Annotated in this window: 22 protein-coding genes and 1 riboswitch; of the genes, 13 read left to right on the top strand and 9 right to left on the bottom strand. The window is 62.2% G+C overall.

The genetic code is table 11. The features are described from left to right. Positions 1–449: 449 nt before the first annotated feature. The 7 genes from ACTNB1_RS02760 (at position 450) to ACTNB1_RS02790 (ending at position 4,851) form a co-directional block, all read left to right on the top strand. A complete protein-coding gene (locus ACTNB1_RS02760; protein ID WP_441167755.1) occupies positions 450–830 on the top strand; it encodes a hypothetical protein in 381 nt (126 codons plus the stop codon). A gap of 142 nt (positions 831–972) precedes the next feature. Further along, positions 973–1,380 carry a single-stranded DNA-binding protein gene (locus ACTNB1_RS02765; protein WP_441167756.1) on the top strand — a complete coding sequence of 136 codons (408 nt, stop codon included), beginning with the start codon at positions 973–975 and terminating at the stop codon, positions 1,378–1,380. A gap of 37 nt (positions 1,381–1,417) precedes the next feature. Continuing rightward, positions 1,418–2,701: a VirD4-like conjugal transfer protein, CD1115 family gene (locus ACTNB1_RS02770; RefSeq protein ID WP_441167757.1), complete on the top strand. Its 1,284-nt coding sequence runs from the start codon at positions 1,418–1,420 to the stop codon at positions 2,699–2,701. Then, positions 2,685–3,056: a hypothetical protein gene (locus ACTNB1_RS02775; RefSeq protein ID WP_441167758.1), complete on the top strand. Its 372-nt coding sequence runs from the start codon at positions 2,685–2,687 to the stop codon at positions 3,054–3,056. The genes ACTNB1_RS02770 and ACTNB1_RS02775 overlap by 17 nt, the downstream gene beginning before the upstream one ends. Continuing rightward, positions 3,041–3,565 (top strand): hypothetical protein, encoded by a 525-nt coding sequence (locus ACTNB1_RS02780; RefSeq protein ID WP_441167759.1) that lies wholly within the window; start codon positions 3,041–3,043, stop codon positions 3,563–3,565. Before ACTNB1_RS02775 ends, ACTNB1_RS02780 begins: the two co-directional genes overlap by 16 nt. Beyond that, complete coding sequence (locus ACTNB1_RS02785; protein ID WP_441167760.1) at positions 3,562–4,164, top strand: ClpP family protease; 603 nt, start codon at positions 3,562–3,564, stop codon at positions 4,162–4,164. Before ACTNB1_RS02780 ends, ACTNB1_RS02785 begins: the two co-directional genes overlap by 4 nt. A gap of 24 nt (positions 4,165–4,188) precedes the next feature. Continuing rightward, the gene (locus ACTNB1_RS02790; protein WP_441167761.1) at positions 4,189–4,851 is read left to right on the top strand and encodes a hypothetical protein; all 663 of its coding nucleotides are present in this window, start codon (positions 4,189–4,191) and stop codon (positions 4,849–4,851) included. 55 nt (positions 4,852–4,906) lie between these two features. On the opposite strand, the gene glpK is transcribed toward ACTNB1_RS02790, so the two are convergent. The 5 genes from glpK to ACTNB1_RS02815 form a co-directional block, all read right to left on the bottom strand. Further along, positions 4,907–6,391, bottom strand: coding sequence for a glycerol kinase GlpK (gene glpK / locus ACTNB1_RS02795; RefSeq protein WP_441167762.1), 1,485 nt, complete (start codon positions 6,389–6,391; stop codon positions 4,907–4,909). Between the two features lie 29 nt (positions 6,392–6,420). Further along, on the bottom strand, positions 6,421–6,765 hold the full coding sequence (locus tag ACTNB1_RS02800; protein WP_441167763.1) for a DUF1667 domain-containing protein: 345 nt from the start codon (positions 6,763–6,765) through the stop codon (positions 6,421–6,423). Further along, positions 6,762–8,024 carry an NAD(P)/FAD-dependent oxidoreductase gene (locus ACTNB1_RS02805; protein WP_441167964.1) on the bottom strand — a complete coding sequence of 421 codons (1,263 nt, stop codon included), beginning with the start codon at positions 8,022–8,024 and terminating at the stop codon, positions 6,762–6,764. Before ACTNB1_RS02805 ends, ACTNB1_RS02800 begins: the two co-directional genes overlap by 4 nt. Further along, positions 8,021–9,451, bottom strand: a complete 1,431-nt coding sequence (locus ACTNB1_RS02810) for an NAD(P)/FAD-dependent oxidoreductase (RefSeq protein ID WP_441167764.1) — start codon at positions 9,449–9,451, stop codon at positions 8,021–8,023. Before ACTNB1_RS02810 ends, ACTNB1_RS02805 begins: the two co-directional genes overlap by 4 nt. Positions 9,452–9,575: 124 nt before the next feature. Then, positions 9,576–10,145 carry a glycerol-3-phosphate responsive antiterminator gene (locus tag ACTNB1_RS02815; RefSeq protein WP_441167765.1) on the bottom strand — a complete coding sequence of 190 codons (570 nt, stop codon included), beginning with the start codon at positions 10,143–10,145 and terminating at the stop codon, positions 9,576–9,578. Positions 10,146–10,664: 519 nt separating this feature from the next. Here ACTNB1_RS02815 and ACTNB1_RS02820 point away from each other — a divergent pair. The 6 genes from ACTNB1_RS02820 (at position 10,665) to ACTNB1_RS02845 (ending at position 19,504) form a co-directional block, all read left to right on the top strand. Next, positions 10,665–12,404 carry an alpha/beta hydrolase gene (locus ACTNB1_RS02820; RefSeq protein WP_441167766.1) on the top strand — a complete coding sequence of 580 codons (1,740 nt, stop codon included), beginning with the start codon at positions 10,665–10,667 and terminating at the stop codon, positions 12,402–12,404. 54 nt (positions 12,405–12,458) lie between these two features. Further along, a riboswitch (ZMP/ZTP riboswitch) is annotated at positions 12,459–12,541 on the top strand. Positions 12,542–12,587: 46 nt separating this feature from the next. Beyond that, positions 12,588–13,322, top strand: coding sequence for a pyruvate formate-lyase-activating protein (pflA, locus tag ACTNB1_RS02825; RefSeq protein ID WP_441167767.1), 735 nt, complete (start codon positions 12,588–12,590; stop codon positions 13,320–13,322). Next, the gene (gene pflB, locus ACTNB1_RS02830; RefSeq protein ID WP_441167768.1) at positions 13,319–15,562 is read left to right on the top strand and encodes a formate C-acetyltransferase; all 2,244 of its coding nucleotides are present in this window, start codon (positions 13,319–13,321) and stop codon (positions 15,560–15,562) included. Before pflA ends, pflB begins: the two co-directional genes overlap by 4 nt. Before the next feature lie 110 nt (positions 15,563–15,672). Continuing rightward, positions 15,673–18,621, top strand: coding sequence for a M56 family metallopeptidase (locus ACTNB1_RS02835; RefSeq protein WP_441167769.1), 2,949 nt, complete (start codon positions 15,673–15,675; stop codon positions 18,619–18,621). Between the two features lie 18 nt (positions 18,622–18,639). Next, positions 18,640–19,014 carry a BlaI/MecI/CopY family transcriptional regulator gene (locus ACTNB1_RS02840; protein ID WP_441167770.1) on the top strand — a complete coding sequence of 125 codons (375 nt, stop codon included), beginning with the start codon at positions 18,640–18,642 and terminating at the stop codon, positions 19,012–19,014. Positions 19,015–19,048: 34 nt separating this feature from the next. Beyond that, positions 19,049–19,504, top strand: a complete 456-nt coding sequence (locus ACTNB1_RS02845) for a hypothetical protein (RefSeq protein WP_441167771.1) — start codon at positions 19,049–19,051, stop codon at positions 19,502–19,504. A 52-nt stretch (positions 19,505–19,556) separates the two neighbouring features. Here the strand turns inward: ACTNB1_RS02845 and ACTNB1_RS02850 are convergent, their stop codons facing one another. From ACTNB1_RS02850 to ACTNB1_RS02865, 4 genes are all read right to left on the bottom strand, one after another. Then, a complete protein-coding gene (locus tag ACTNB1_RS02850; protein ID WP_441167772.1) occupies positions 19,557–20,636 on the bottom strand; it encodes a hypothetical protein in 1,080 nt (359 codons plus the stop codon). After that, complete coding sequence (locus ACTNB1_RS02855) at positions 20,633–21,106, bottom strand: RNA polymerase sigma factor (RefSeq protein ID WP_441167773.1); 474 nt, start codon at positions 21,104–21,106, stop codon at positions 20,633–20,635. The genes ACTNB1_RS02850 and ACTNB1_RS02855 overlap by 4 nt, the downstream gene beginning before the upstream one ends. 94 nt (positions 21,107–21,200) lie before the next feature. Beyond that, a complete protein-coding gene (gene tsaA / locus ACTNB1_RS02860) occupies positions 21,201–21,875 on the bottom strand; it encodes a tRNA (N6-threonylcarbamoyladenosine(37)-N6)-methyltransferase TrmO (protein ID WP_441167774.1) in 675 nt (224 codons plus the stop codon). Beyond that, the gene (locus ACTNB1_RS02865; RefSeq protein WP_441167775.1) at positions 21,872–24,493 is read right to left on the bottom strand and encodes an NYN domain-containing protein; all 2,622 of its coding nucleotides are present in this window, start codon (positions 24,491–24,493) and stop codon (positions 21,872–21,874) included. The genes tsaA and ACTNB1_RS02865 overlap by 4 nt, the downstream gene beginning before the upstream one ends. Between the last annotated feature and the right edge of the window lie 222 nt (positions 24,494–24,715).

Here is a 24,715-nt window from a genome sequence, read left to right on the forward strand (position 1 = left end):
TTCTGGCTGCGGCCTCTGTAAGAGGCTTTTCAGAGTAAAACAATCACCCGACTTCCCAAGGGAAGCCGGGTATTTTTTTGCCTGTATCGTACCGGGCAGCATGTCCTGATCCGCGAGTGGAAGACGAGCGGGGTGCGTAAATGGGACCTGCCGGTCCCATCGGGTGAAATAGTGAAGAAAATAGACGAGGGACGAGGGACGGGAGACGAGGGTTGAAGGACCCTATCGGGTCCCGGGTGAAATTGTGAAATAGAAAAGACAGTCCCTGTCTGCGAAAGGAGTTGAGAACAATTTAAGCCTCTGCCGTTTCGGCAGAGAAGTCCGGTACGGCCCCCCTGACGGGGAGGCACGACAACGCAAGGCAAGAAACCCTTCCGGGTTTCCGGGAGTGTAGTAGAAGAAATAAACGGGCCTCCGGAAAGGTGGCAATTATGAAAGGAGATACTCTTATGAAAACCATGAATACTAATCACGTCATGCCCACCATCGAGAACCTGAAGAAGCATCCCATCCACAATTATGGCAAGCTGGAGACCGATACCGGTCGAGTAATCTCCGGGAATATTAAATCCTACCGGCGGAAAAACGGCAGCTGCCAGATTGTGTTCGAGATGATGCTGGCCGGCAACCACATCAAGGAGATGGAGCTTTACGTCAAGGATGAGCAGGAATGGTTTGCTGCCAAGCAGATGCTCCTGAGCGGCCAGCCCCTGACGGTGGATTACTGCCTGCGCTACGACCAGTACCTCCATCCGTATGGGGTTCAGACCGAGCGGAAGTTCTGGTTCATTAGCAGCGTAGACGCCATCCATCCGGTGGCCGCTGCGTAAGCGCTGAGACATACGGAACAGAAAGGAGATGATACCGCCGCCGCCGGGGTGGAAGAGCACCGCCCCGGCGCACAACGGCAGAGCGCCGTAGTCCCATGTAACCGATAAATTCTGACATGATCATAGAAAAGGAGTAATTCTTATGCCCAGTATGAACATCTGCAATTATGGAGTGGCTATCGGCCGTCTGGTGCGCCCGCCCAAGATTTACGAGAACAGAGACGGCTCCCATAAAGTTCGCTATACGCTGGCGGTCAGACGGGACTTTGTAAACCGGGAGGGGAAGCGGGACGCCGACTTCATAGATTTGGAGACCTTCCTTCCCGCCAGCAACCCTCCGGAGCAATCCATTTACAGCAAGCTGCGGGTGGGTACGCTGCTGGCGGCCCGATATTCCCTCAGCAGCAGTATTTACACCGATGTCAGCGGAGAGCGCCAGTACAGGCTCAGCCTGCTCACTAAGAGTATCGACTTCATGGAGAGCAGGCGAACCGCTGACGATCGGGATGCCCGCAGCGAACAGAGTGAAGATGGCGAGCTGCCCTTTTGAGGCCGAAACCACCGATTCAGAAAAGGAGATGATTTGTATGGAACGCAATTCCACCCGTATTCTGGCCAAGGACGTATACATCGACAATAATACCCGGGTCACCGGGAACAACAACAACGACCTGATTATCGGCCCGTCAGGGGCCGGGAAGACCCGGGGCTATGTGATTCCCAATATCCTTCAGGCCGAAGGCAGTCTGGTGGTCACTGACACCAAGGGCAACCTCTGCCGGCAGTTCCAGCCCTATCTGGAGTCTAGAGGCTACCAGGTCATAGAGCTAAACTTTGCCCGGATGGACCGGAACACCTGGGGCTATAACCCTCTGGCGGCCATCCGGTACGACCGCCGACGCGGGCAGTACAACGAACAGGATATCATCGCCCTGTCCGCTGTCATCGCGCCGGTACTCACCAGGGACGACCCCTTCTGGGACCAGTCGGCCCAGATTTACCTCCAGGCCCTGGTGGGCTATGTGCTGGAGTGCCTGCCGGTCCAGGAGCGCAACCTGAGCTCGGTATGCAGGCTCAGTGGCCTGATTGGCAGCATCACCCTGGACCAGCTGTTCCGGGAGCTGAGCGAGCTGAAGCCGGACTGCTTCGCCGTGTCTCGCTACCGCAGCATGATGACCACCCGTTCCGCCAATCGGACCGACGCCTGTATCCGGGCCTTCCTGGACCGGCACCTGCTTCCCCTCAGCTACGACGCGGTGAGCCGGATGTTTTCCAATCAGCGGCAGGTCAGCCTGGAGGGCATCGGCATGCGGAAGACCGCCGTATTCCTCACCGTTAGCGACACCGACCGCTCCAGCGATCCCCTGGTCAACCTGTTCTACGCCCAGGCATTCCAGAAGCTGGTGGCCCTGGCCGACCGGTCGTCTGGCTCCCGGCTGCCCGTGCCGGTGCGCTTCATTCTGGATGACTTCGCCACGAATACCATCATACCCAATTTCGACAGCCTGATTTCCGTCATTCGGTCCCGGGAGCTGTCGGTGAGCCTGGTCATCCAGAGCCTGTCCCAGCTGGAGAGCCTCTATGGCCGGGCGAAGAGCCAGACCATCATCAACAACTGCGACAACTGGCTCTATCTGGGCGGCCTGGACCTCCAGACGGCCCAGGAAATGAGCGTCCGTATGAACCGGACCGTGCAGTCCGTGCTCAACATGTCCCACGAAGACGCGGTGGTGCTCACCCGGGGCAGACCGCCCCGCCGGTGCGGCAAGTTCCTGCCGGAGGACCACCCGCTCTGGCGGGCGGCCCAGTCCCGGCGGGCAGCCGCCGAACAAGCAGACGAAAGGAGTGTGCCCTATGAGCAAGCAGTGTAAAGAAGAATTCAGAGCCCGGCCGCCCTTAGACTTGCGGCTGGCCCGGCTGAAAGGCGGCCTGGTCAGCGACAACAGGGTAGTTGACGCCAAGCTGGCCCGCATCAGCGGCTTTCCCCTGTCCCAGTGGTTCGGGGAATATCCGGAGCGCCTGGAGCAGCTGCGCCGGACCCTGCCGGAGATCACGGAAGACATGACCTTCGGCCAGGCCGCCGCCCTGCTCTGGAGAGGGCGAAAGACCGAGCGCTGGCGGCAGTGGCAGCAGAATATGTGGCTGCTCCTGGCTCCGCTGCTGGATATCGACTCCCGTATGGTAAAACGCAACGATGGAGGTGCAGTCTATTGGGGAAGCAGATGATCCCGCTCTCTCTGGAGCGGCGCCTGGAAGGGTCCGGTCAGAAGACCGGACTGCGGAGCAATCCGCCCGACCGGCCCTTCTGGATTCCAGAAGAAAATCCGCTGCTGCAGGCCTGGAATATGACCCTGAACGAATATTGCCAGGCGGTCCAGCGCACCACCGGTCTGCAGATGCGCCATGCCTGTCAGGAGACCTTCTCCGAAATTTGGTCGGATTTGGACGAACTGGACTGGAACGTGGACCTTATCTGCCTGCTGGGGAATGCCTACCGGCTGCTCCACGCGGACAACTGCCAGTCCGACGCCGGGGTCGGAGACATAGCCGAACCCGATCCGTCCCTGGTGTGGGTCCGGTGGAATATAGACCCCATAGAGACCCGCGGGACGCTGGTTGACAGAAATGAGCTGGCCAGCGCACTGGCGTGCCTGCTGTTTATGCCCTTTGCCCGAATGGAAGAAAGAAAAAACAACGAGAGGGGAAAAATCCCCGGAAAGGACGGTAACGTATGAATATGCCCAACATTCTCATGGAGACCAGCTACGGCTACTCCAGCTGCCGCATCGAGGACAGCCTGATGCAGCGGCGAGCTGTGCTCTGCTTCGGGGCCATCACCCCGGAGCAGGCCGACAGCCTCATTCTCCAGTTGCTCTACCTGAGCACCCAGTCGGACCAGGAAATCACCCTGTACATCCATAGTCCCGGCGGGGAGGTAAACAGCGGCTTTGCCATCTACGACGCCATGAAGCTGCTGGGCTGTCCCATCCGCACTGTGTGCGTAGGCAACGCCAGCAGCATGGCTGCCCTCCTCTTCGCTGCGGGAGATACCCGCTGCATCCTGCCTCACGGCCAGGTCATGATTCATGACCCCCTGGTGCAGCAGGTCAGCGGCAGCACCATGAAAATTAAGGACTGTGCCGACTCTCTCCTGCGCATCCGCACCGAAATGGCACATATCCTGTCCAACCGTACCGGCCGGACGGTGGAAGAGATTCTGGAAAAGACGGAGCAGGAGACCACCTTCAACGCCCGCGAGGCGGTGGAGTTCGGCCTGGCCGACCAGATTCTCACCGACTTTTCCGGCCTGCCCCGGCCGGAAGGCGTAAACTGACTGACAGAAAGGATGGAATGCAACATGAATACTACCTATCAGTTCCGTGACCAGACCCTGGACCGGAGCCAGACTGCCAGCCGTTTGAAGGCCCTGGCTTTGGACGGCCTCCGGCAGCAGTATCCGGACCAGGCAGACCGGCTGGCGCCCCGCCTGTGCGGGGAGCTGGCCGCCGTGGAGGAGGACCCGGTCCTTTTGCAGCGCCTGGTAGCCCTGTGGGACCTGGCTCGGTACGCCAAGGTCCACAATATCTGTACCGCGCCAGGCAGTTACGAGCTGTCTGCCAGCCTGATGGCCTGCTGCCTGGGTATCAGCCAGCCGGACCCGGACCGGGATGCTTCAGTCTTCCAGCTGCCGCCGGACAAGCTAAGCCTTGAGGATTTGCAGCTGGAGATTCCTGCCGGTGGATGGCCGGAACTGACTTGTTACCTGAAGCTGTTCTATCCGCAGCTCCGGCCGGAGATGGTTATGGTCCAGAGCGAGTCCCTCCCTCAGCAGCCTGGTCCGCCGGAGGGAGATGAAAGACGCTACGCTGTGGCGTGGATGGTGGAGCTCAGGCGAAGGTTGGAGCGGATCTATGAGCAGATGCCGGAAGATTTCAACAGTGTGAACTTTGAGTACTGGATGGAACGGTGCATGGACCTGAGTGAGCAGATCGGCATGCTGGAGCGGCTCCTCTATGGTTGAAGCAGAGAAAAAGCCTGAGCAGGCGCCTTGTGGCGTCCGCTCAGGCTTTCTTTTTTTAGCAAATCCAGCCCCGGCAGCGGCCCACCGCCCGGTGCCAGTCTGCCAGCAGCTTTTCCCGGCTGCCGGAGTCCATGGCCGGGGCAAAGGTGGTGTCACACCGCCACAGGCGGGAGAGCTCTGACCGGTCTTTCCACACCCCGGTTGCCAAGCCCGCCAGATAGGCGGCCCCCAGGGCGGTGGTCTCCCGAATGGCGGGACGGAGGACCTGACGGTCCAGGATGTCCGCCTGGAACTGCATCAAGAACACGTCCCGGCTGGCGCCGCCGTCGGCCTTCAGCTGGGTGAGGGGCACGCCGGTGTCTCCCTCCATGGCGTGGACCAGGTCGGCCACCTGATAGGCGATGGATTCCTGGGCCGCCCGGATGATGTGCTCCCGCTTGGTGCCACGGGTCAGGCCTACCAGCACCCCTCGGGCGTACATGTCCCAGTAGGGGGCGCCCAGGCCGGTGAAGGCGGGCACCAGATAGACCCCGCCGTTGTCGGGCACCTTTTGGGCGTAGTACTCCGCGTCCCGGCTGTCGGTGAAGAAGCGCATCTCGTCCCGCAGCCACTGGATCACCGCGCCGCCTACGAACACAGAGCCCTCCAGGGCGTACTGCACCTTGCCGCCCAGCCCCACCGCGATGGTGGTCAGCAGGCCGTTGGCGCTGTCGCAAGGCTTTTCCCCGGTGTTCATCAGCAGGAAGCAGCCGGTACCGTAGGTGTTCTTGGCGTCCCCGGGAGAGAAGCAGCCCTGGCCGAACAGGGCCGCCTGCTGGTCCCCGGCGATGCCGGCGATGGGGATCTGCGCCCCCTGGATATCGGTGTAGCCGTAGATCTCACTGGAGGAGCACACCTTTGGCAGCATGGCCCGGGGAATGTCCAGGGCTTCCAGCAGAGCGTCGTCCCAGTCCAGCTTCTTGATGTCGTAGAGCATGGTGCGGGAGGCGTTGGTCACGTCAGTGGCGTGGACCGCCCCGCCGGTGAGCTTCCACAGCAGCCAGCAGTCTACCGTGCCGAAGAGGATCTCGCCCCGGCGGGCTTTCTCCCTGGCACCCTCTACGTGGTCCAGAATCCAGGCGATCTTGGTGGCGGAGAAGTAGGCGTCTGGAATAAGACCGGTGGTCTTACGGATGTGGTCCTCCAGCCCATCAGTGCGGAGCTTGTCCACCATGTCCGCCGTCCGGCGGCACTGCCAAACGATGGCGTTGTAGATGGGCCGGCCGGTCTCCTTATCCCACAGAATGGTGGTCTCCCGCTGGTTGGTGATGCCGATGGCGGCGATGTCCGCCGGCTCCACACCTGACTGGGCGATGACCTCCATCATCACCCCGTACTGGGAGGACCAAATCTCCATGGGGTCGTGCTCCACCCAGCCCTCCCTGGGGTAGAGCTGGGTGAACTCCTTCTGGGCCACGCCCAGGATGTTCTGCTCCCGGTCAAAGAGAATGGCTCGGGAGCTGGTGGTGCCCTGATCCAGGGCCAGAATGTAATTGGCCATAATACTGCGCCCCTCTCTTCCGTTCCGCGTTACATATTCCGGGTGGCCACAAAATCCACCCCGGTGCCCCGGACATTTTCCACCACTACCTGGCCCACCCGGACGGGGGCGGTGAGGGTAATGTCGTCCAACAGGGCCATGGCCGCAAAGATCTCCCCCTTGGGGATGGGACCGTTGGTCTTGACGGGGCAGCGGGGGTAGGCCCCGCCCTCACAGCGGACGGTGGAGGTAACCACCCGAGTGGGGTGGGTCAGCTCCGCCTTGCCGTACTCCGCTCCACGAGGGCAGCTGTTGCCAGTGACCGCGTAGTCATGCGCTTCATCCACCTGCAGGTGGCAGCCCTTGGGACAGACGATGCAGATCAGCTCTTTCATTTGGCCTCCACCTCCTCAATGGATACGGTCAGGGTGCCGCTGGCCCCGTCCAGCAGCTTGCGGGGCAGCAGGATGTGCTCCATTTCGCCGGGAGCCAGATAGTCCCTGGAAAAGGCGGCGATCTGTGCGCCGTTGGAGGTGACCTTGATGCGGCTGGGGCCGCACACCCGGTTTACCCGGAAAAACAGGTCGCAGGCCTTTTCCACCCGGCCCGGCCGGATGTGCTGGGGGACGGTATAGGATACCCCGTCCCCGTTGACGATCTCCAGAGCAGAATCGGTTTCGCCCTCCCCCTCCAGCACGTACCGGGCGGCTGACTTTCCCGCCCGCTGACTCTCGGCGGTGACGAAGTCCACCAGATCGTGGACATGAGCCACATTGCCCGAGGCGAACACGCCGGGCAGGGAGGTCTCCATATTCTCCCACACTACCGCTCCGTTGGTCCGGGGATCGATATTGATGCCCGCCTGCCGGGTCAGATCGTTCTCCGGGATCAGACCCACGGAGAGCAGCAGGGTATCGCAGTCGAATACCATCTCGGTGCCGGGAATGGGCTGGCGGCGGTCGTCCACCTGGGACACCACCACCTGTTCCACCCGGTCCACGCCTCTGATGTCGGTGACGGTGTGGGAGAGGTAGAGGGGGATATCGTAGTCGTGGAGGCACTGGACGATGTTCCGGTTCAGGCCGCCGGAGTAGGGCATCACCTCCACGCAGGCCAGCACCTTGGCTCCCTCCAGGGTCATCCGCCGGGCCATGATGAGGCCGATATCGCCGCTGCCCAGGATGACTACCCGCCTGCCGGGGAGCCAGCCCTCCATATTTACATACCGCTGGGCGGCCCCGGCGGTAAAGATGCCGGCGGGCCGGGTGCCGGGGATGGCGATGGCACCCCGGGTCCGCTCCCGGCAGCCCATGGCCAGCAGGATGCTCCTGGCCTCCTCGATGCGGTAGCCGGTGTCCTTGCCCACCATGTGGACCTTCCGGTCAGGGGTGACCTCCAGAACCATGGTGTCCAGCCGTACCTCTACCCCGGTGTCCCGGAGCATTTCGATAAACCGCCCGGCGTACTCCGGGCCGGTGAGCTCTTCTTTAAAATAGTGCAGGCCGAAGCCGTTGTGGATGCACTGGTTGAGGATACCACCCAGTTCCTTGTCCCGCTCCACGATGAGAATACGGCGCAGACCCGCCTCCCATGCGGCGCAGGCCCCGGCCAGACCGGCCGGGCCGCCGCCGATCACAATGAGGTCATACATCAGCGTGCCCCTCCTTTCGTCTCACAGGCCAGCAGCCAGGAGCCGGCCTTGTCCTGGGGGATGTCACCCGGTGAGCGCTTCTGCTCCCGGGCCAGCAGCTCCACCACCCGGGGACCACAGAAGCCTCCCTGGCAGCGACCCAGCCCGGCTCCTGCCCGGCGCTTCACTCCGTCTACCGACCGGGGCGGGATGGGACTGGCCAGGGCGTCCAGGATCTCCCCCTCGGTGACGGTCTCGCACCGGCAGATCACCCGGCCGTAGGCCGGATGCTTCGCCACCAGTTTGGCCTTTTCCTCCGGCGGCAGCTCCCGGAACCGGATCCGTTTCCGGCTGGCGGTGAAGTCCGCCTTCCGTTCCAGGGCCAGACCCGCTTGCCCCAGCAGCTCCACGGCGTACTCCCCGATGGCGGGGGCGGCGGACAGGCCAGGGGAGCAGATGCCTGCCAGGTCCAGGAAGTGAGGAGCGGCCTCCTGGATGATAAAGTCTCCGGTGTCGGCGGTTGACCGCACCCCGGCAAAGTTGCGGATGGAGGAGCGGAACTCTACCGATGGTACCGAGCGCAGGGCGGTTTCCCGCACATAGGCCAGCCCGGAGCTGGTGGTGGAGGTGTCATTTCCCTCCACCGGCTCGGCGTTGGGGCCCACGATCAGGTTACCGTGAACGGTGGGAGCCACCAGCACCCCTTTACCCTTCTCGTTGGGGCACTGGAAGATCACCCGGCCCACCCGGTTTCCCTCGCTCTTGTCCAGCAGGAAGTACTGACCCCGGGAGGGGTGGATGGTAAAGGCGGGGGGTGCGGCCATCTCATGGATGGCCTGGGCGTCCAGTCCGGCGGCGTTGATTACGTACCGGGCTTCCAAAACGCCCCGGTTGGTCTCCACTTGCCAGCCGGTGTCCGTGGGGGTCAGGCCGGTGACGGCGGCCTCCAGATGAAGTTCCGCGCCGTTGCGCACTGCCGTCTCCGCCAGGGCCAGGCAGTACTCCCAGGGGGAGCAGATGGCGGCGGAGGGGGCGTGGAGGGCGGCAGTGACGGCGGGGGAGAGGTTAGGTTCCAGCGCCCGGGCCTGGTCGCCTGTCAGCAGGGCCAAGCCGGGCACGCCGTTCTGCACGCCGCGGCGGTACAGCTCCTCCAGGTGGGCATTGTCCTCCGGGGAAAAGCCCAGCACCAGGGACCCGCAGGCCAGATAGGGCACATCCAGCTGGGCACACAGCTCCCGGGCCAGGGCGGAGCCCCGGACGTTGAGGCGCGCCATAAGAGAGCCGGGGATGGGATCATACCCGGCGTGGATGATGGCGGAGTTGGCCTTGGTGGTGCCGTTGGCCACATCGTTTTCCCGCTCCACGATCCCCACCCTGAGCTGATACTTGGACAGCTCAAAGGCAGTGGCCGCGCCCACGATGCCGCAGCCGATGATGAGAACGTCGTACATAGCAAAACCTCCCGTAAACCGTTGCTTAAAAAAGAAAAAAGAGCAAAACAGGACCGCCCCGGCAAGGGGCTGGCGCTGTTTCACTCTCACTCTCCGGAAACATCCTTATGCAGTTGGTCCGCCGCTACATGCTCCAGACGGCGGGGTTGGTGGAGGATACCGCCACCGCTCCGGCCCCCAGGGCCCCGGTCACGTCCTCCTTGTCGGTAATGAGTCCGCCGGCGATGATAGGCCGGCCGGTAGTGCGGCAGAGCTGCCGGATAATCTTAGGCATCAGCCCCGGCAGGACCTCCACCAGATCGGCGCTCTCTTGGGAGAAGTGGCGCTCTACGCTTTTTAAGGCCATGGAGTCCAGCAGAAAGATCCGCTGGATGGCTACCAGACCCAGCTCCCGGGCCCGGCGGGTGAGGGCGGGCTTGGTAGAGATCACCCCGTCGGCAGCGGTGCTCCGGGCGATAAAGTCGGCGGAGATCTCCCGGGTGGACAGACCCTCGATCAGATCCAGGTGGACGAAGGCCCGCTTGCCTGCCTCCCGTACCCGGGCCACCGTGTCCCGGATGGTGAGGATGTCGCCATAAAGAAGAAAGAGGACTGATACGTCGCTGTCCAGGGCCCGGGCCAGACCGGCGGGGTCCTTGACTGCCGCGATCACCGGCCCGGCGTCCAGAAGCTCCAAAAGCTGATGGGTATCCATACTGTGTCCCTCCAAGATGCAAACCAACAGCCCGACGCAAAGAAAAAGCGCAAAGCGGCCTGAACCACTCTGCGCATCTCAACATCTCTGCACCAGTGTATCTTTATCATAGCAGGGCGTGATAGGAAATGCAAGGGGATGGCAACTCCGCCGGATGTAAAATACGCCTTGCTGTTTTGTTGCAATATGCACAAAAAATAAAACTTGTACTTGACAAGATGGGTTGGCTTTGCTAATGTGAATTTAACAGAATAAAGCTCATGAGTGATGGAGAGAGAGCATGACTGCCAGCCAGGGTGTCATGCTCTTTTTGCGCGCTGGGGGGTGTTGGTGTCAGAGTACGTTCCGGAACTGTAAATACAAAATGTGAAAGAAAAAGGGAGGAGCACCACCATGTCAAAAGAAAACCGCAGCGTTAGGCGGAAATGGCCTGCTATCTTGTTGGCAATATCCCTGTGCCTGTGCCTGATCAGTATGATTATATCCTCGGCTATTCAGGGCGGTTTTGGAAGCGTCCATGTGGAAGAACTCCGGCTCATTGACTCTTCCGGATATGCTGTCAGCGTACAGCTGTACCGGCCGGATACGGCCACAGCGGAAAATCCGGCCCCATGCATCATTACAGTGGAGGGCTGGTATAACAATAAGGAGATGCAGGACCTTTACTCCATCGAATATGCCCGCAGAGGTTATGTGGTGCTGGCGGTGGATATGCACGGCCACGGCGACAGCGAGGCCACGGGTGCGGAGGACCTGTACAGCTCTGCCGTAGGCGTGGATGCAGCGGTGGTACAGGCCAGTACGCTGCCCTATGTGGATACCAGCCGCATCGGCGTTACCGGCCATTCCAGCGGCGGCGCTTCCTGCAATATGCTGGTGGCCATCGACAACGAGCGGGAGCAGCCCCTGATCAGCGCGGTTCTGTTCCAGGCGGCTACCTGGGTGGACGATCTGGGCAATGACCACAGCGCGGACTTCGGTGACAGAAGCGTTGGTATCATTGCGGACAAATATGATGAGTTCTTCTTCTGGACGGAAGGGGAGAACGGTGAGACCGTGGCGCCCCGGGACTTCCTGTCCACCAATGACGCCAAGAATTTCGTCAACTTCAACCAGGGCGCCGACGGTGTAGACGGCGACGTGGTCCCCGGTCAGTATTACGAGAGCGGAGACGCCTTCCGTGTGATTTATCAGCCTACCTGCACCCATCCTCAGGTGCATTTCTCCGGTGAGTGCGTGGGCTACGGCGTACAGTTCTTCCAGGACGCGCTGGGCGCGCCCAACCCGCTGCCTGCCTCTGACCAGGTCTGGCAGGTGAAGACGGCCTTTGACTTTGTGGGACTGGTGGGAATCGTCCTGTTCCTGCTCTCCTTCGTTTTGGTGATGCTGGATGTTCCGTTCTTTGCCGTGCTGAAGGAAAAAGAACTGGTGCAGCCCCTGGCCGTGGACGGCGGAGGCAAACTCTGGTTCTGGCTCTCCTTGGCCTGCTGCGCTGTGTTCTCCGGCGTGAGCTATATGTGGGCCATCCAGAATATTTACTCCAAGACCACGTCGGTATTCCCCCAGACCGGGCCGCTGACCATGGGCGTGTGGTGTGTCCTGTCCGGTGTGTTTGCCCTGATTCTTCTGGCCATCTATGCCTTTACCTACGGAAAGAGCCACGGATTTTCCGCTGCTGCCCGCGGCATTACCATGAGCGGAAGCAAGCTGCTGCGCACCATCCTGCTGGCGCTGCTGGCGTGTGGCCTGGCTTTCCTGATCCTGTTCTTCGCCGACTACTTCTTTAAGACAGATTTCCGCCTGTGGGTCCTGACTCTGAAGGCCTTTGATGCGGACAAGGTCCTCATTGCCCTGCGCTATCTACCTTTGTTCCTGGTCTATTACATCATCAATTCCGTGGCGGTCAATTGCTTCAACTACAATACCATCGGCGGCAAGAAGGGCTTTGGCAACATCTTGATCCTGGCGGTGTTCAACATCCTGGGCGCGCTGGGCTTCCTGGCCATCCAGTACGGCACCTTCTTCAGCACCGGCCTTTTGAAGTGGTATGCCACCGAGGGGCTGCGCATCAGCGGCATCTGGCTCTATCCTGCCATCGTCTATCTGTTTGTGACCCCCATTCTCAGCCGTGTGGTGTATAAGCGTACCAAGAACCCCTACCTCTTTGGCATCATCAGCGCGGTGCTCATTACCATCATGGCCGTGGCCAACACCACCACCCTTCTGGGCGGCGGAGCGGTCGTTGCGTCTAATTACTAAGTACAGACTTCGTCCGGCCATGCTTGACAAAGCGTCGTTGGTCGTGGTATAAAAGGAACATCATATGACTGACGGATAATGTGGAGCCTACCACATGGAGTATGATTAAGAAAAAGCCGACCGTCTGGGCGAGAAAAGCCCGGACTGTCGGCTTTTCTTTTTTTGCAAAGGAGGCATATCCACATGACGAGCGGGCGGGTCCACTCCCTGGAGTCCATGGGCCTGGTGGACGGCCCGGGCATCCGGACGGTGGTCTTTCTCCAGGGCTGCGCTCTGCGCTGCCAGTACTGCCACAACCCGGACACCTGGGCTGTGGAAAACCCGGCGGCGGAGGCGTACACCCCCGGCGGGCTGGTGGAAAAGCTGCTCCGGTTCAAGCCCTACTTCGGAACCACCGGCGGAGTGACCTTTTCCGGCGGCGAGCCCCTGCTGCAGCCGGACTTTCTGGCTGAAACCCTGGCCCTGTGCCAGCAAGAGGGTATCCACACCTGCCTGGACACGGCGGGCTGCGGACTGGGGGAGTACGGCCCCATTTTACGGCACACCGACCTGATCCTGCTGGATGTGAAGCACTGGGACCCGGAGGGGTACCGGCAGGTCATCGGCCGCTCCATGGCGGCCTTTGACCGCTTCCTGGAGCAGGCCCAGCGGGCGGAGATCCCCTTGTGGGTGCGCCATGTGGCAGTGCCCGGCCTCACCGACGAAGAGTCCCACCTGGAGGGGCTGGAGCGATACCTGAAAACCATCCGGCACATCCGGCGGGTGGAGCTGCTGCCCTACCACACTCTGGGGGTCCACAAGTACGCCGCCCTGGGCATTCCCTATCCCCTGGAGGGGGTGCCGCCCCTGGAGGGAAAGACCCTGGCGGACTGGAACAGAAGATTGAATGAGACTTGCTGTGAAAAGGAGTATTTATGAGCATCGACGTGAATTGTACCGCCTGGCAGGGTTTTCGCACCGGCGAGTGGCGGCATTTGGTGAATGTCCGTAATTTTATTCAGAAGAATTACACTCCGTATTCGGGTGAGGGGGATTTTCTGGCCGGAATATCCACAAGAACGGCGGAAGTGTGGAAAAAAGCCCAGGCCCTGATCATCGAAGAGGTGAAAAAGGGGATCATCGATGTGGAGACCCACGCCGTCTCCGGCATCGACAATTTTGCCCCTGGCTACATCGACCGGGACAACGAGGTCATTGTGGGCCTCCAGACCGACGCACCTCTCAAGCGCATCGTCAACCCATTCGGCGGCATCCGCAACGCCGCCTCCGCCCTGGAGCAGTACGGCTACCAGCTGGATCCGGAAATCGAGCGCCACTTCCGGCTCTACCGCAAGACCCACAACGAGGGCGTGTTTGACGCCTACCCGGAGCGCACCCGCCTGGCCCGCCACGCCGGCTTGCTCACCGGCCTGCCCGACGCCTATGGCCGGGGCCGCATCGTGGGGGACTACCGCCGGGTGCCCCTGTACGGCACCGACTTCCTCATTGAGGAGAAGGAAAAGGACCTGGACATGATCGACGGTCCTATGACTGACGAGCGCATCCGCCTGCGGGAGGAGGTCCAGATGCAGATCCGAGCTCTGCGGGAGATGGCCTCCATGGCCGCCAAATACGGCTGCGACATTACCCGCCCGGCGGAAAACGCCCATGAGGCGGTGCAGAACCTGTACATGGCCTACCTAGCGGGCATCAAGGAGAACAACGGCGCCGCCACATCCCTAGGCCGGGTGTCCACCTTCCTGGATATCTACATCCAGCGGGATCTGGAGCGGGGCGTGCTGGACGAGGAGGGCGCCCAGGAGCTCATCGACCAGTTCGTCATCAAGCTGCGGCTGGTGCGCCACCTGCGCACCCCGGAGTACAACGAACTGTTCGGCGGCGATCCCACCTGGGTCACTGAGTCCATCGGCGGTATGGGGGTGGACGGCCGCACCCTGGTGACCAAGAGTTCCTTCCGCATGCTCCACACCCTCACCAACCTGGGTACCGCCCCCGAGCCCAACCTGACAGTGCTGTGGAGCCCTCACCTGCCCCAGGGCTTCAAGGACTACTGCGCCAAAATGAGCATCGACACCGACTCCATCCAGTACGAGAGCGACGAGCTGATGCGCCCCATGTACGGGGACGACTACTGCATCGCCTGCTGCGTGTCCGCCATGGCGGTGGGCAAGCAGATGCAGTTCTTCGGCGCCCGGGCCAACCTGGCCAAGAGCCTGCTGTACGCCATCAACGGCGGCGTGGATGAGAAGAAGGGGGGCGTCATTGTCCCCGGCATCCAGCACGACATGGACGAGGTGCTGGACTACCCCAAGGTGCTGGGCAACTATAAAAAAGTACTCGCCTACGTGGCGGAACTGTACGTGGACACCATCAACATCATCCACTACATGCACGACAAGTACGCCTATGAAAGCAGCCAGATGGCCCTCCACGACACCCTGGTGGAGCGGCTGGCCGCCTTCGGCGTGGCGGGCCTGTCCATCGCTGCCGACTCCCTGTCCACCATCAAGTTCGCCAAGGTGCGGCCCATCCGCAATGAGGAGGGCATCGCTGTGGACTTTGAAGTGGAAGGAGATTTCCCCAAGTACGGCAACGACGACGACCGGGTGGACGACATTGCCGTGGAGCTGGTGTCCTACTTCTCCGCCGAGCTGAAAAAACACCCCCTGTACCGGAACGCCATCCATACCCTCTCCGCCCTCACCATTACCTCCAACGTGATGTACGGCAAAAAGACCGGCGCCACCCCCGACGGGCGCAAGGCTGGAGAGCCCTTCGCCCCCGGCGCCAACCCCATGCACGGTCGGGACAAGAGCGGAGCCCTGGCCTCCCTCAACTCGGTGGCCAAGATCCCCTACCGGGCGGTGTGTCAGGACGGCGTGTCCAACACCTTCTCCATCGTGCCTGCCGCCCTGGGCAAGACGGAGAGCGAGCGGGTGGATAACCTGGTGCACATCCTGGACGGCTACTTCCTCCAGGGTGCCCACCACCTGAACGTGAATGTGATGAACCGGCAGCTGCTGGTGGACGCCATGGAGCACCCCGAGCAGTACCCTACCCTCACCATCCGGGTCTCCGGCTACGCGGTGAATTTTGCCCGCCTCAGCCGGGAGCAGCAGCTGGAGGTCATTAAACGCACCTTCCACGACCAGATGTAAGGACCGTTTCTGTATTGTAACCAAATATGCCTTGACAAAAAGAGGTTACAGTTGTACCCTGAGTATACGAAGGGTACAACTGCAACCTTGATTTGTTTGGAGGGAGCATCATGGCGGACTTTCTGCGCACCCTGCTGGTGCTGACGGTATTGGGATCGGCGCTCACCGGCCTGCTGCTGGTGGTCCGTCCCCTGATCAAAAGCAAGACAGTGTTTTACTATCTGTGGCTGCTGGTGCTGCTGCGGCTGTGTCTGCCGGTGGGGTTTATGATCCCTCTGCCTGCCCAGGCGCCGGAGGAACCGGCACGGACGGAGGTCCAGCAGCCTGTGACCCAGCCCGCCCAGCCGGAGGTACATCCTGCCCAGCCCGCTCAGCCTCAAACCCCATCCGGGCAGCAGGGAGGAACGGCGGAGACCCGGCCCCAGCCGGAGGGCCCGGCGACCGAGCCTGCCTTTGACTGGCGGGGGCTGCTCACCAGCCCGGGACTGTGGCTGACGCTCTGGGGCCTGGGAGCGGCCTTCTGTCTGGGACGGCAGGTGCGAGGCTACCGGCGGTTTGCCCGGCTGGTCAGGGGAACCGGGGAGCCTCCTTCGACGGAGGCCATAGCTCTGCTGGCGCGGCTGGACCGGGAGGGCCGGGTGGGCCTGACCGTCAGTTCCTGTGTGTCCACGCCCATGCTGCTGGGGGTGGTCCGGCCCACCATTATCCTGCCGCAGGGGGTGGAGCCTGACCGGCTGGGGGATATTCTGGCCCATGAGCTGACCCACGCCCGGCGGCATGACCTGCTTTACAAGTGGTTTGCCGCAGCGGTCACCAGCCTCCACTGGTTCAATCCCCTGATGCTGGTGGTGCGCCGCCAGCTGAACCGGGCCTGCGAGCTGTCCTGCGACGAGGCGGTGACCAGGGAACTGGACGCTACCGGACGGCGGCACTATGGGGAGACCCTGCTGGCCATGGCGGCCGGGCAGTCTCCCAGAGGTTTACCCGCCGTGACCCTGTGCGAAGAGAAGGAACACCTGAAGGAACGGCTGACGGCGGTGATGAAGCCGGTAAAAAAAGGCCCGGCCGCCGCCGCCCTTACCCTGGTGCTAGTCCTGGTCCTGACGGGGTGCGCCGCCATTTTCGGGGCACAGCCCACCCCCTCCGCCGGGACGGAGTCTGACCCGGTCGTGACCCCCGACCCGGATGCCCTGTTGACCGATCCGGTTCTCTACGACCTGTCCAACGGCCTGATAGCGGCTCTGCCTGCCGACCTGACGGAAGATCTGCTGGTGGAAACCCCGGAACAGGGGGAGATTTTCCTCTCCGTCTATGACAAGCGCAGCTATGAAGCCGGGGACGGCGGCGGTATTGAGGGTATGGGGTGGCTCTTTTCCATCGTCCGCTATGACCAGGTGGCCTTTGAGCAGAGCCTGGGACTGGACAACAGCGGCCGGAGCTTCTTTGCCCGGGGAGATGGCTGGTATTACGCCTACCTCTTTCCCACCGACGTGCGGTTTTACTCGGAGGAGGCCGACCAGACCGAAGCTCTGAAAATCTGGGAGGAGCTGAACCGGCGGCTGCCGGAGGAGGCTTTGCCTGACTTCACCGCCCGCAACGGCCTGGAGGCCTTTACCAGCAGCGACTATTTCACCGCCGACGGTACCCTGTGGGATAGCCAGCACTATTATATCAACTACCATACCCCAGACTGGAGCGAGTCCGTTACCATGCTCCTCTCCCAGCCTGCCAAACAGGGTGCGGAGGGTATCTGGTGCGTGGAAGGGTATTTCAACAACCAGCTTGGTGGGAGCGCTACAGTGATTCCCCGGGACACCGGCATGACCATAGCGGACTATTACGCCCAGCTCCAGGAGGAAGCCGACCATGGGCAGCATACCGACTTGCTCACCCCGGAGGGGGCGGCCATGGACTGGCTGTCTGGCCGGTACGACGGAGTGACCGCCGGTCAGCTCACCCGGCTGGAGGGAGAGCCCGCCTGGGATCTGTGGTATCGGAAACTGAGCGGGATCATTTACGAGCCATTGACGGTGGATACCCGGGTGTATGCCGATGGTCAGCCTACTCAGGTGGAGGCTGTGGAGCCAGACCCCGAAGATTCTATTACGCTCTGGAACCGTCTGTGGGTGACGGCGGCCAGCCCCGACCCTCTCAGCGGCCCGGCGGTGGTGTATGACGCCGGAGAGACCGGCAAGGTCATCTTCCTGGAACAGGACGGCCTGGTGGGGGTGGAGCATGAGGGCGAAACCTCCTGGTACCGGGGGGCCTACGACTATGAGAAGAGCCCCTACCAGATGATGGCGGAGTTCTGCCAGGTCTGGAAAGGGGAGGAGGAGACCAAGGCGGCAGACCCCGTTCAGGCCGTGGAGCAGATCTTCCAGTACGACTCCGACGTTGAGCTTTACGGCTTTAAGGACATGGGCAGCAGCCCCTGGATAGAGTTCATCGGCCCGGCGGAGCTGCCCCAGCTCCAGGAATGGCTGGCGACCTGCACCTGGGAGGAGGTGGCGGAGCATCCCCTGGACGATGGGAGCCGGCCCGATCCGCCCGCCGGATGCTGGGAGGTGTGGTTGATTGGCGAGGGGCAGCTCCAGCTGTCCTGGGCCTTCCCTTACGTGGTCTATTATCCCCAGGGACGGGTTTATAAGACACAAATCTGGCACTGCACCCAGGGCTATGAGGAGCTATACGCCCAGCTGGCCGGCCTGTGGGCGGAAGGACAGGCGGCGGATCTTCCCTCCTATTTCCACGACCGGGTAGGGAAGCTGGATCCGGCCCAGGCCATCGTAAGCCAGTTTGGAGACGCCCGGGTATTGGCGGAACTGGCGCAGGTGGAGAGGGCGGTGGAGTCCATGGACTGGACGCCGGGCGGTTCCGGTCAGGCCCAGGGCGAGGGCATTATGGTATACGGCGCGGATGCGCATGGAAGATTCACTTTTTATCCCGGGAATATCGTGTATTACTATATAGATGACGCCTGGAACTTCTGGTATCAGGGGTCGGGAGAGACCGACCTGTATAACATGCTGGTGGAGCTCTGGGAGAATGCCAGTGTATAAGAGAGGAGGGAAACTGGTATGAACACCGTGGAAGAAAAGATTACCGAGGCAGAGCTGGAGGTGATGGAGGTCCTGTGGGACGCGGGGGAGCCCTGCACCCTGGGACACATCAAGGAGGCTCTTTCGGAGAAAAACGGGGACACCACCAAGACCCTGCTGCGGCGGCTGTGCGCCAAGGGGGCGGTGGGCCAGGAGAAGCGGCAGGTGTACTGGTATACCCCTCTGGTGAGCCGGGAGGAGGTGCGGGGCAGCCGCACCAAAAAGCTTATTGACAAGCTGTATGCCGGCTCTGCCCGAAACATGGTGGCCGCCCTGGTCCAGGCCGACCAGCTGGACCAGGAAGATATCGCCGAGCTGCGGGCACTGTTGGATGAGCTGAGCGAAGGGCAGTGAACGGATTGCCCGGATGAGAAAGGATGATCGGAATATGACCCGAATAAAATGGAGCCTGGCGGCCCTGGCCCTGACTTTTGCTCTGGCTTTGGCGGGATGTGCTGCCCCTTCCGGGCCGGATCCTGTAAATTCCCCGGTACCGGAGGCCAGCCCCTCGGCTCCGGCGGAGAGCGAGATGCCTGTCCACACCTACTCCGACGAGGAGGTGGCCCAGGCCAAAGAGGCGGCGGAAGCGGAGTTTGCCAATCTGACGGGATGTACTCTGGTGAGCATGGACTATGATCCCCAGCGCTCCTATGAGGCGGCAGTCCAGTACCGGCCGGAAGCGGGTGAAGCGGAACTGAACAACTGGATCGTGCTGTTTGCCACCTTTACCACCGACGAAAACCAGGCGATCCTGGAGCCCAACAGCACCTATGAGGATTATATGTATATCCTCCACCGGGATGGCGCGGATGCCCCCTGGACGGTGATGGACGGAGGCTTTTGACGGAAACGCAGGGGCCGGGCGCGGAAGCGCCCCGCCCCGGGTCCTTATGCTGTTAGTCCAGGGAGATGACCCAGTTCAGGTCTTCGTAGGTAGCGGTATCCTGGGCGCGGACCATGCCGCCTCCCAGACCATCCCACCAGGTGTCGTGCTCATAGACCAGCTGGATGGCCCCGATTTCCACCGCCACGATAGGCTCCTCCACCCAATCCGGAGCGGCAGCCAGTTGGACGTTCACATGGCCGGAGGTGTAGCTGCGGAAGCCCTCTCCCGCGTCGGAATAGCGGGTTCCGGAGGCTCCGATGAAGGTGACCTGATGGTGGAAGAGGGTCGCGCCTGTCAGCAAAAGGCCGTCCTCGGTCTCCTCCTGGTGGGCGTACACCGACAGCTGCTGGCCGTCCTCACTGACCAAGGCGGTCACCATCCCCTCGGTAAAGGTCCGGCTGTCCGACCAGGCGGTCTGGGCCTCCACCGGAGTGAGAGTCAGGCTTCCGGTGCGGGAGCCGCCTCCCTCCAGGTCCAGAAGCTCATAGGTCAGCTCTTCTACCGGTTCCTCCGGCAGCTTGTAGAGGAAGGGCATGTGGACTCTGGATTGGTAGCCTTCCTCCTTCCAGACCATCTCCGGCCCGCAATCCAGGTCGGAGAGGGGAACCCACGGTTGGCCCTGGCACACGGACTCTTTATGGGGGATCCATTCGGAGTAGACCTGATCCCCCTGCTCCAGGAGGACGCCGTCGGCGTACACCCGCAGGCTGCGGGTGGCCAGCTGGTTGGCCTCTTCCTCCGGGCTCACCAGGTAGAGCTCCAGCAGCAGGTAGTCCCCCTGACTCACCCCGTCCAGCTGGCACAGCCAGTCCCCTTCGGTCCACTGGTCGGCCTCCTCTACCACCATCACCGGTGCGCCGGAAGCGCCCACCCCGGTGAAATAGCGGACCATCCACTGCACGCCGGCGGCTAGAGCCTGGTAATTGACTGCCCCCAGCACCACCGCCAGGCAGAGTACTGCCGCCGCCAGCCGCCGGGCTGGTACCCGTCGCCGGGCAGGCTTTTGTTCTGCCGCCGCCAGGGTGTCCTCCACCAAGGCACGGCTGGGACCGGCCCGATCAAAGAGATCCCGATAGGTCTGTTCCGTCATAACTCTTCCGCTCCTTTCCATGCGTCCCGCAGCAGAGCCCGTCCCCGGGCAAGCTGACTGCGGACCGTGTTGGGGCTGCGGCCCAGAATAGCCGCGATCTCTCCGGTGTCATAGCCCTCGTAGTAATAGAGGTGAAGCACTGCCCGGTATTTTGGCGGCAGTCCCTCCAACAGTGCCAGCAGCTCCCCCTCCTCCTGATTCTGGGCGGGAATGGCCTCCGATAGGGCCACCATGTGCTTCCGCCAGAAAGAGCCGTGGAGCTTTTTGCAGCAGTTCACCGTCACCCGCAGCAGCCAGGCTTTTCGGTGCTCTTCCTCTCGAAAAACCGGGGCGGAGCGGAGGTACCGGAGAAAGACCTCCTGAAACACATCGTCGGCGTCGTGGCTGCTCTGGGTCTGAGCCAGGGCCAGGCGGTACACCATGTCCCCGTAAGTTTCCATTGCCTGCCGCAGACCGGCGTCCTCTCCCATGGCACTTCCCCCTTTCTGCCCCTAACACCCCTGAGAGAGCGGATTTGTTGCATGCCGTATAAAAAACGGGCGGCCGAAAGACCGCCCGTTCCGTTTATTCCACTGACCGGACGTGAAGTACGTCCCCGTCCACCGAGAAGTGCACCTCCAGCCCGGCGAAGGCCATGCCGTAAACCCGGTCCGGATCGTGCTGGTAGGAGGGCCGGGGGTCCCGGGACAGCACCCCAATCAGGGCATCCCGCTTGTCCTCCGGCACCTGCGCTAAAAGCTCCGCCGGGAACTCCACCTCCAGCACCTTGCCTCCCACATTGCCGGTAAAGCCTCCCAGGGCCTCCGGATGGGCATCGGCGTAGGGAAGATAGGGCTTTACGTCCAGAATGGGGGTGCCGTCCATGAGATCGGCCCCCGACACCACCAGCACATGGCCCAGCTCCGGGTCCTTTTCGATACCTACCAGCTTGACGCAGGACAGGCCGATGGGATTGGGCCGGAAGGGAGAGCGGGTGGCGAACACCCCCATGCGGGTGTTGCCCCCCAAGCGAGGGGGCCGCACCGTGGGGGACCAGGTGTCTCGCACCGCTTCGGAAAACTGCCAGATCAGCCACAGGTGGGAAAACTCCTCCAGCCCCCGCAGGGCGTCCGGGTTGCGGTACTCTGGCTCAAAAACCACGGTGGCTTTCAGCTCCTCCACCAGGCCGCTCTGCCGGGGGATACCGAACTTGGTGGGGAAGTCGCTGCGGATGCGGGCAATGATGTGCATGGGGATCATTTGTTTCCCTCCTGTGCCTTCTTCATGGCGGCCTCCACCGGCCGGGATTTGACCGGCTTGTTGATCTGCTTCAGCAGGGCGGCAATCTGACCGCCCACCTGCTCCACCTCCGCCTTGAAGGTGGTGGCCGACAGCCGCAGGGCACCGTGGCCCAGAATGATGAGCTGCTCTGCTCCGTCGGAGGTGGCTACCCGTACCTGGTGGTGCTTTCCGATCTCGTAGGTGGCCCGCTCGATATAGGTGTCGGCGGTTTCCGCTTCTTTTGTATACACAACGTAAATATTGTGATATTTATATACGTCCTGTATACTCCTGGGGACTTTGTAGGCATCAAAGACCAGGATGACCACGTTCTTTTTGAACCCCTGGTAATTGCTCAGCAGGTCCATCAGCATCTGCCGGGCGGCATCCAGATTGGTCTGGGCCACCGCCTTCAGCTCGTCCCAGGCGAAGATGATGTTGTATCCGTCCACCAGCAGGTACTCCGGCCCACGGTTCTGGGTCTGGACGTTGTATTTGCGGTCATCCAGGCTGGTGCGGGCGGGCTTGGGGGGCGGGGTGAAGGCCCGGCGCTCCACCTTGCCGTAGGTCCGCTCAAAAATAGCCAATAACTCCTTGTCCTGTTCCAGAGACAGGCCCCGGTCCAGCGAGCGGGAGGGCGCGGGAGAGGAAACCTCCTCCTCCTGAGGGGCGTCCAGGGTCAGGCCGCTGGAGACGTGGGCCATCTCCTTCACCTGATCCCACTTCACGTTGTATCCCGCACCGTGGGCGCAGAACACCGAGCCGGTGGGGTTGTCCACGTCCCGCTCCGGGTCGTAGCCCAGTTCCTCCACCACGGTCTGCTGGTCATGGCAGGGGAAATAGCCCTTCAGGGTGCAGCTCAGCCGCCCCAGCCCTCTGGTGTAGGCGGCCACCTCCCGGCCGTAGTCCCGCAGGCCCGCCACCGGGGCGGACCCGGTGAGAACGGTGAGCTCCCCGGCGGTCTCCGGAGACTCGCACTGGCCTCCCATCCGCTGGATGTCGCTCATAGCCCTCCCCACCTGGGGAGAAGGCACCTCCAGCCGGAAGGCATACCAAGGTTCCAGCAGAATATTTTCCGCCTCCATGAGGCCCTGGCGCACCGCCCGGTAGGTGGCCTGCCGGAAGTCGCCGCCCTCGGTGTGCTTCAGATGGGCCCGGCCCGCCAGCAGAGTGATTTTTACATCCGTGAGGGGGGAGCCGGTGAGCACACCCGGATGGGCTCGCTCGGCCAGGTGGGTGAGAATGAGCCGCTGCCAGTTGCGGTCCAGTACGTCCTCCGGGCAGGCGGAGGCCAGCACCACGCCGCTGCCCGGCTCTCCCGGTTCCAGAAGCAGGTGGACCTCAGCGTAGTGGCGCAGGGGCTCGTAGTGGCCCACCCCGATGGCGGGGGCGGCGATGGTCTCCCGGTACACGATGCCCCCCTGGCCGAAGGACACCTCCATGGCGAAGCGCTGGGCGATGAGCCGCTGTAAGATCTCCAGCTGTACCTCGCCCATCAGCTGGATGTGGATCTCTCTCAGTCGCTCGTTCCACACCAGGTGGAGCTGGGGGTCCTCCTCCTCCAGCTGGCGGAGCTTCTGCATGGCGGTCACCGGGTCCTGACCATCGGGTAGGATGACCTGATAGGTGAGTACCGGCTCCAGGGCGGGAGGAGCCCCTTCCGCCTCAAAGCCCAGGCCCTGACCCGCCGCGGCGGCGGACAGGCCGGTGACGGCAATGACGCTCCCCGCCGGGGCCTCTTCTGTCAGTTGGAATTTCCGGCCGGAGTAGATCCGCAGCTGGTCGGCCTTCTCGCTCCAGCCCGGTCCCTCCAGCAGCGTTTTCACCTTTAAGCTGCCGCCGGTGATCTTCATCCAGGCCAGCCGGGCCCCCTGGTCGTCCCGGGAGATCTTGAAAATGCGGGCGCCGAAGTCAGTGGGGTATACCGGCCGGGGAGCGTACTCCTCCAGACCCTGGAGGAACTCTGTCACACCCTCCAGTTTTAAAGCTGAGCCGAACCAGCAGGGGAAGAGCTTCCGCTGGGCGATGAGGGCGGTGAGGGCGGCGCCGGGCACGGCTCCGGTTTCCAGATAGTCCTCCAGCAGCCCCTCATCGCACAACGCCGCCTGTTCATACAGGGCGGGCTTGTCGGCGAAGTCGGCGCACCCCTCGTCCAGCTGACCTTTCAGCTGCTCCAGCAGAGCCCCCCGGTCCGCTCCCGCCAGGTCCATTTTGTTGATGAACAGGAAGACGGGCACCTGATACCGCTCCAGCAGCTTCCACAGGGTGTGGGTGTGGCCCTGTACCCCGTCGCTGCCGCTGATGACCAGGATGGCGCAGTCCAGCACCGACAGGGTGCGCTCCATCTCGGCGGAGAAGTCCACGTGGCCGGGGGTGTCCAGCAGGGTGAGCTCCAACCGCTCCAGGGGCAGCACCGCCTGTTTGGAGAAGATGGTGATGCCCCGCTCCTTCTCCATGGGATCGGTGTCCAGAAAGGCGTCTCCGTGGTCCACCCGACCCAGCTTTTTCAGCTGCCCGCAGGTGTAGAGCAGCCCCTCCGTCAGGGTGGTCTTTCCTGCGTCCACGTGGGCCAGAATGCCCACCACCAGTTTATCCATAGCCGACTTCCTTTTGCATAAGATGTACCTCAGTATACCATGTTTCCCCCGCCGGGGCAACGGAAAGCAGGGCCCGGAGCGCTGGTGGGGGAGAGGAAATGGCTGCAGCTGAATAGACAGAAAAACCCGGGAGGAATGATCCTCCCAGGTTTTATTGATGCCTCCGGTGCGTGTCCGGCTGATAAGGATGCAGAGGAACGTCAGGATGGCGGTGTTTCTCAA

It is taken from the genome of Flavonifractor sp. HCP28S3_F3 (assembly GCF_052065355.1).
Classification (GTDB): Bacteria; Bacillota; Clostridia; order Oscillospirales; family Oscillospiraceae; genus Flavonifractor.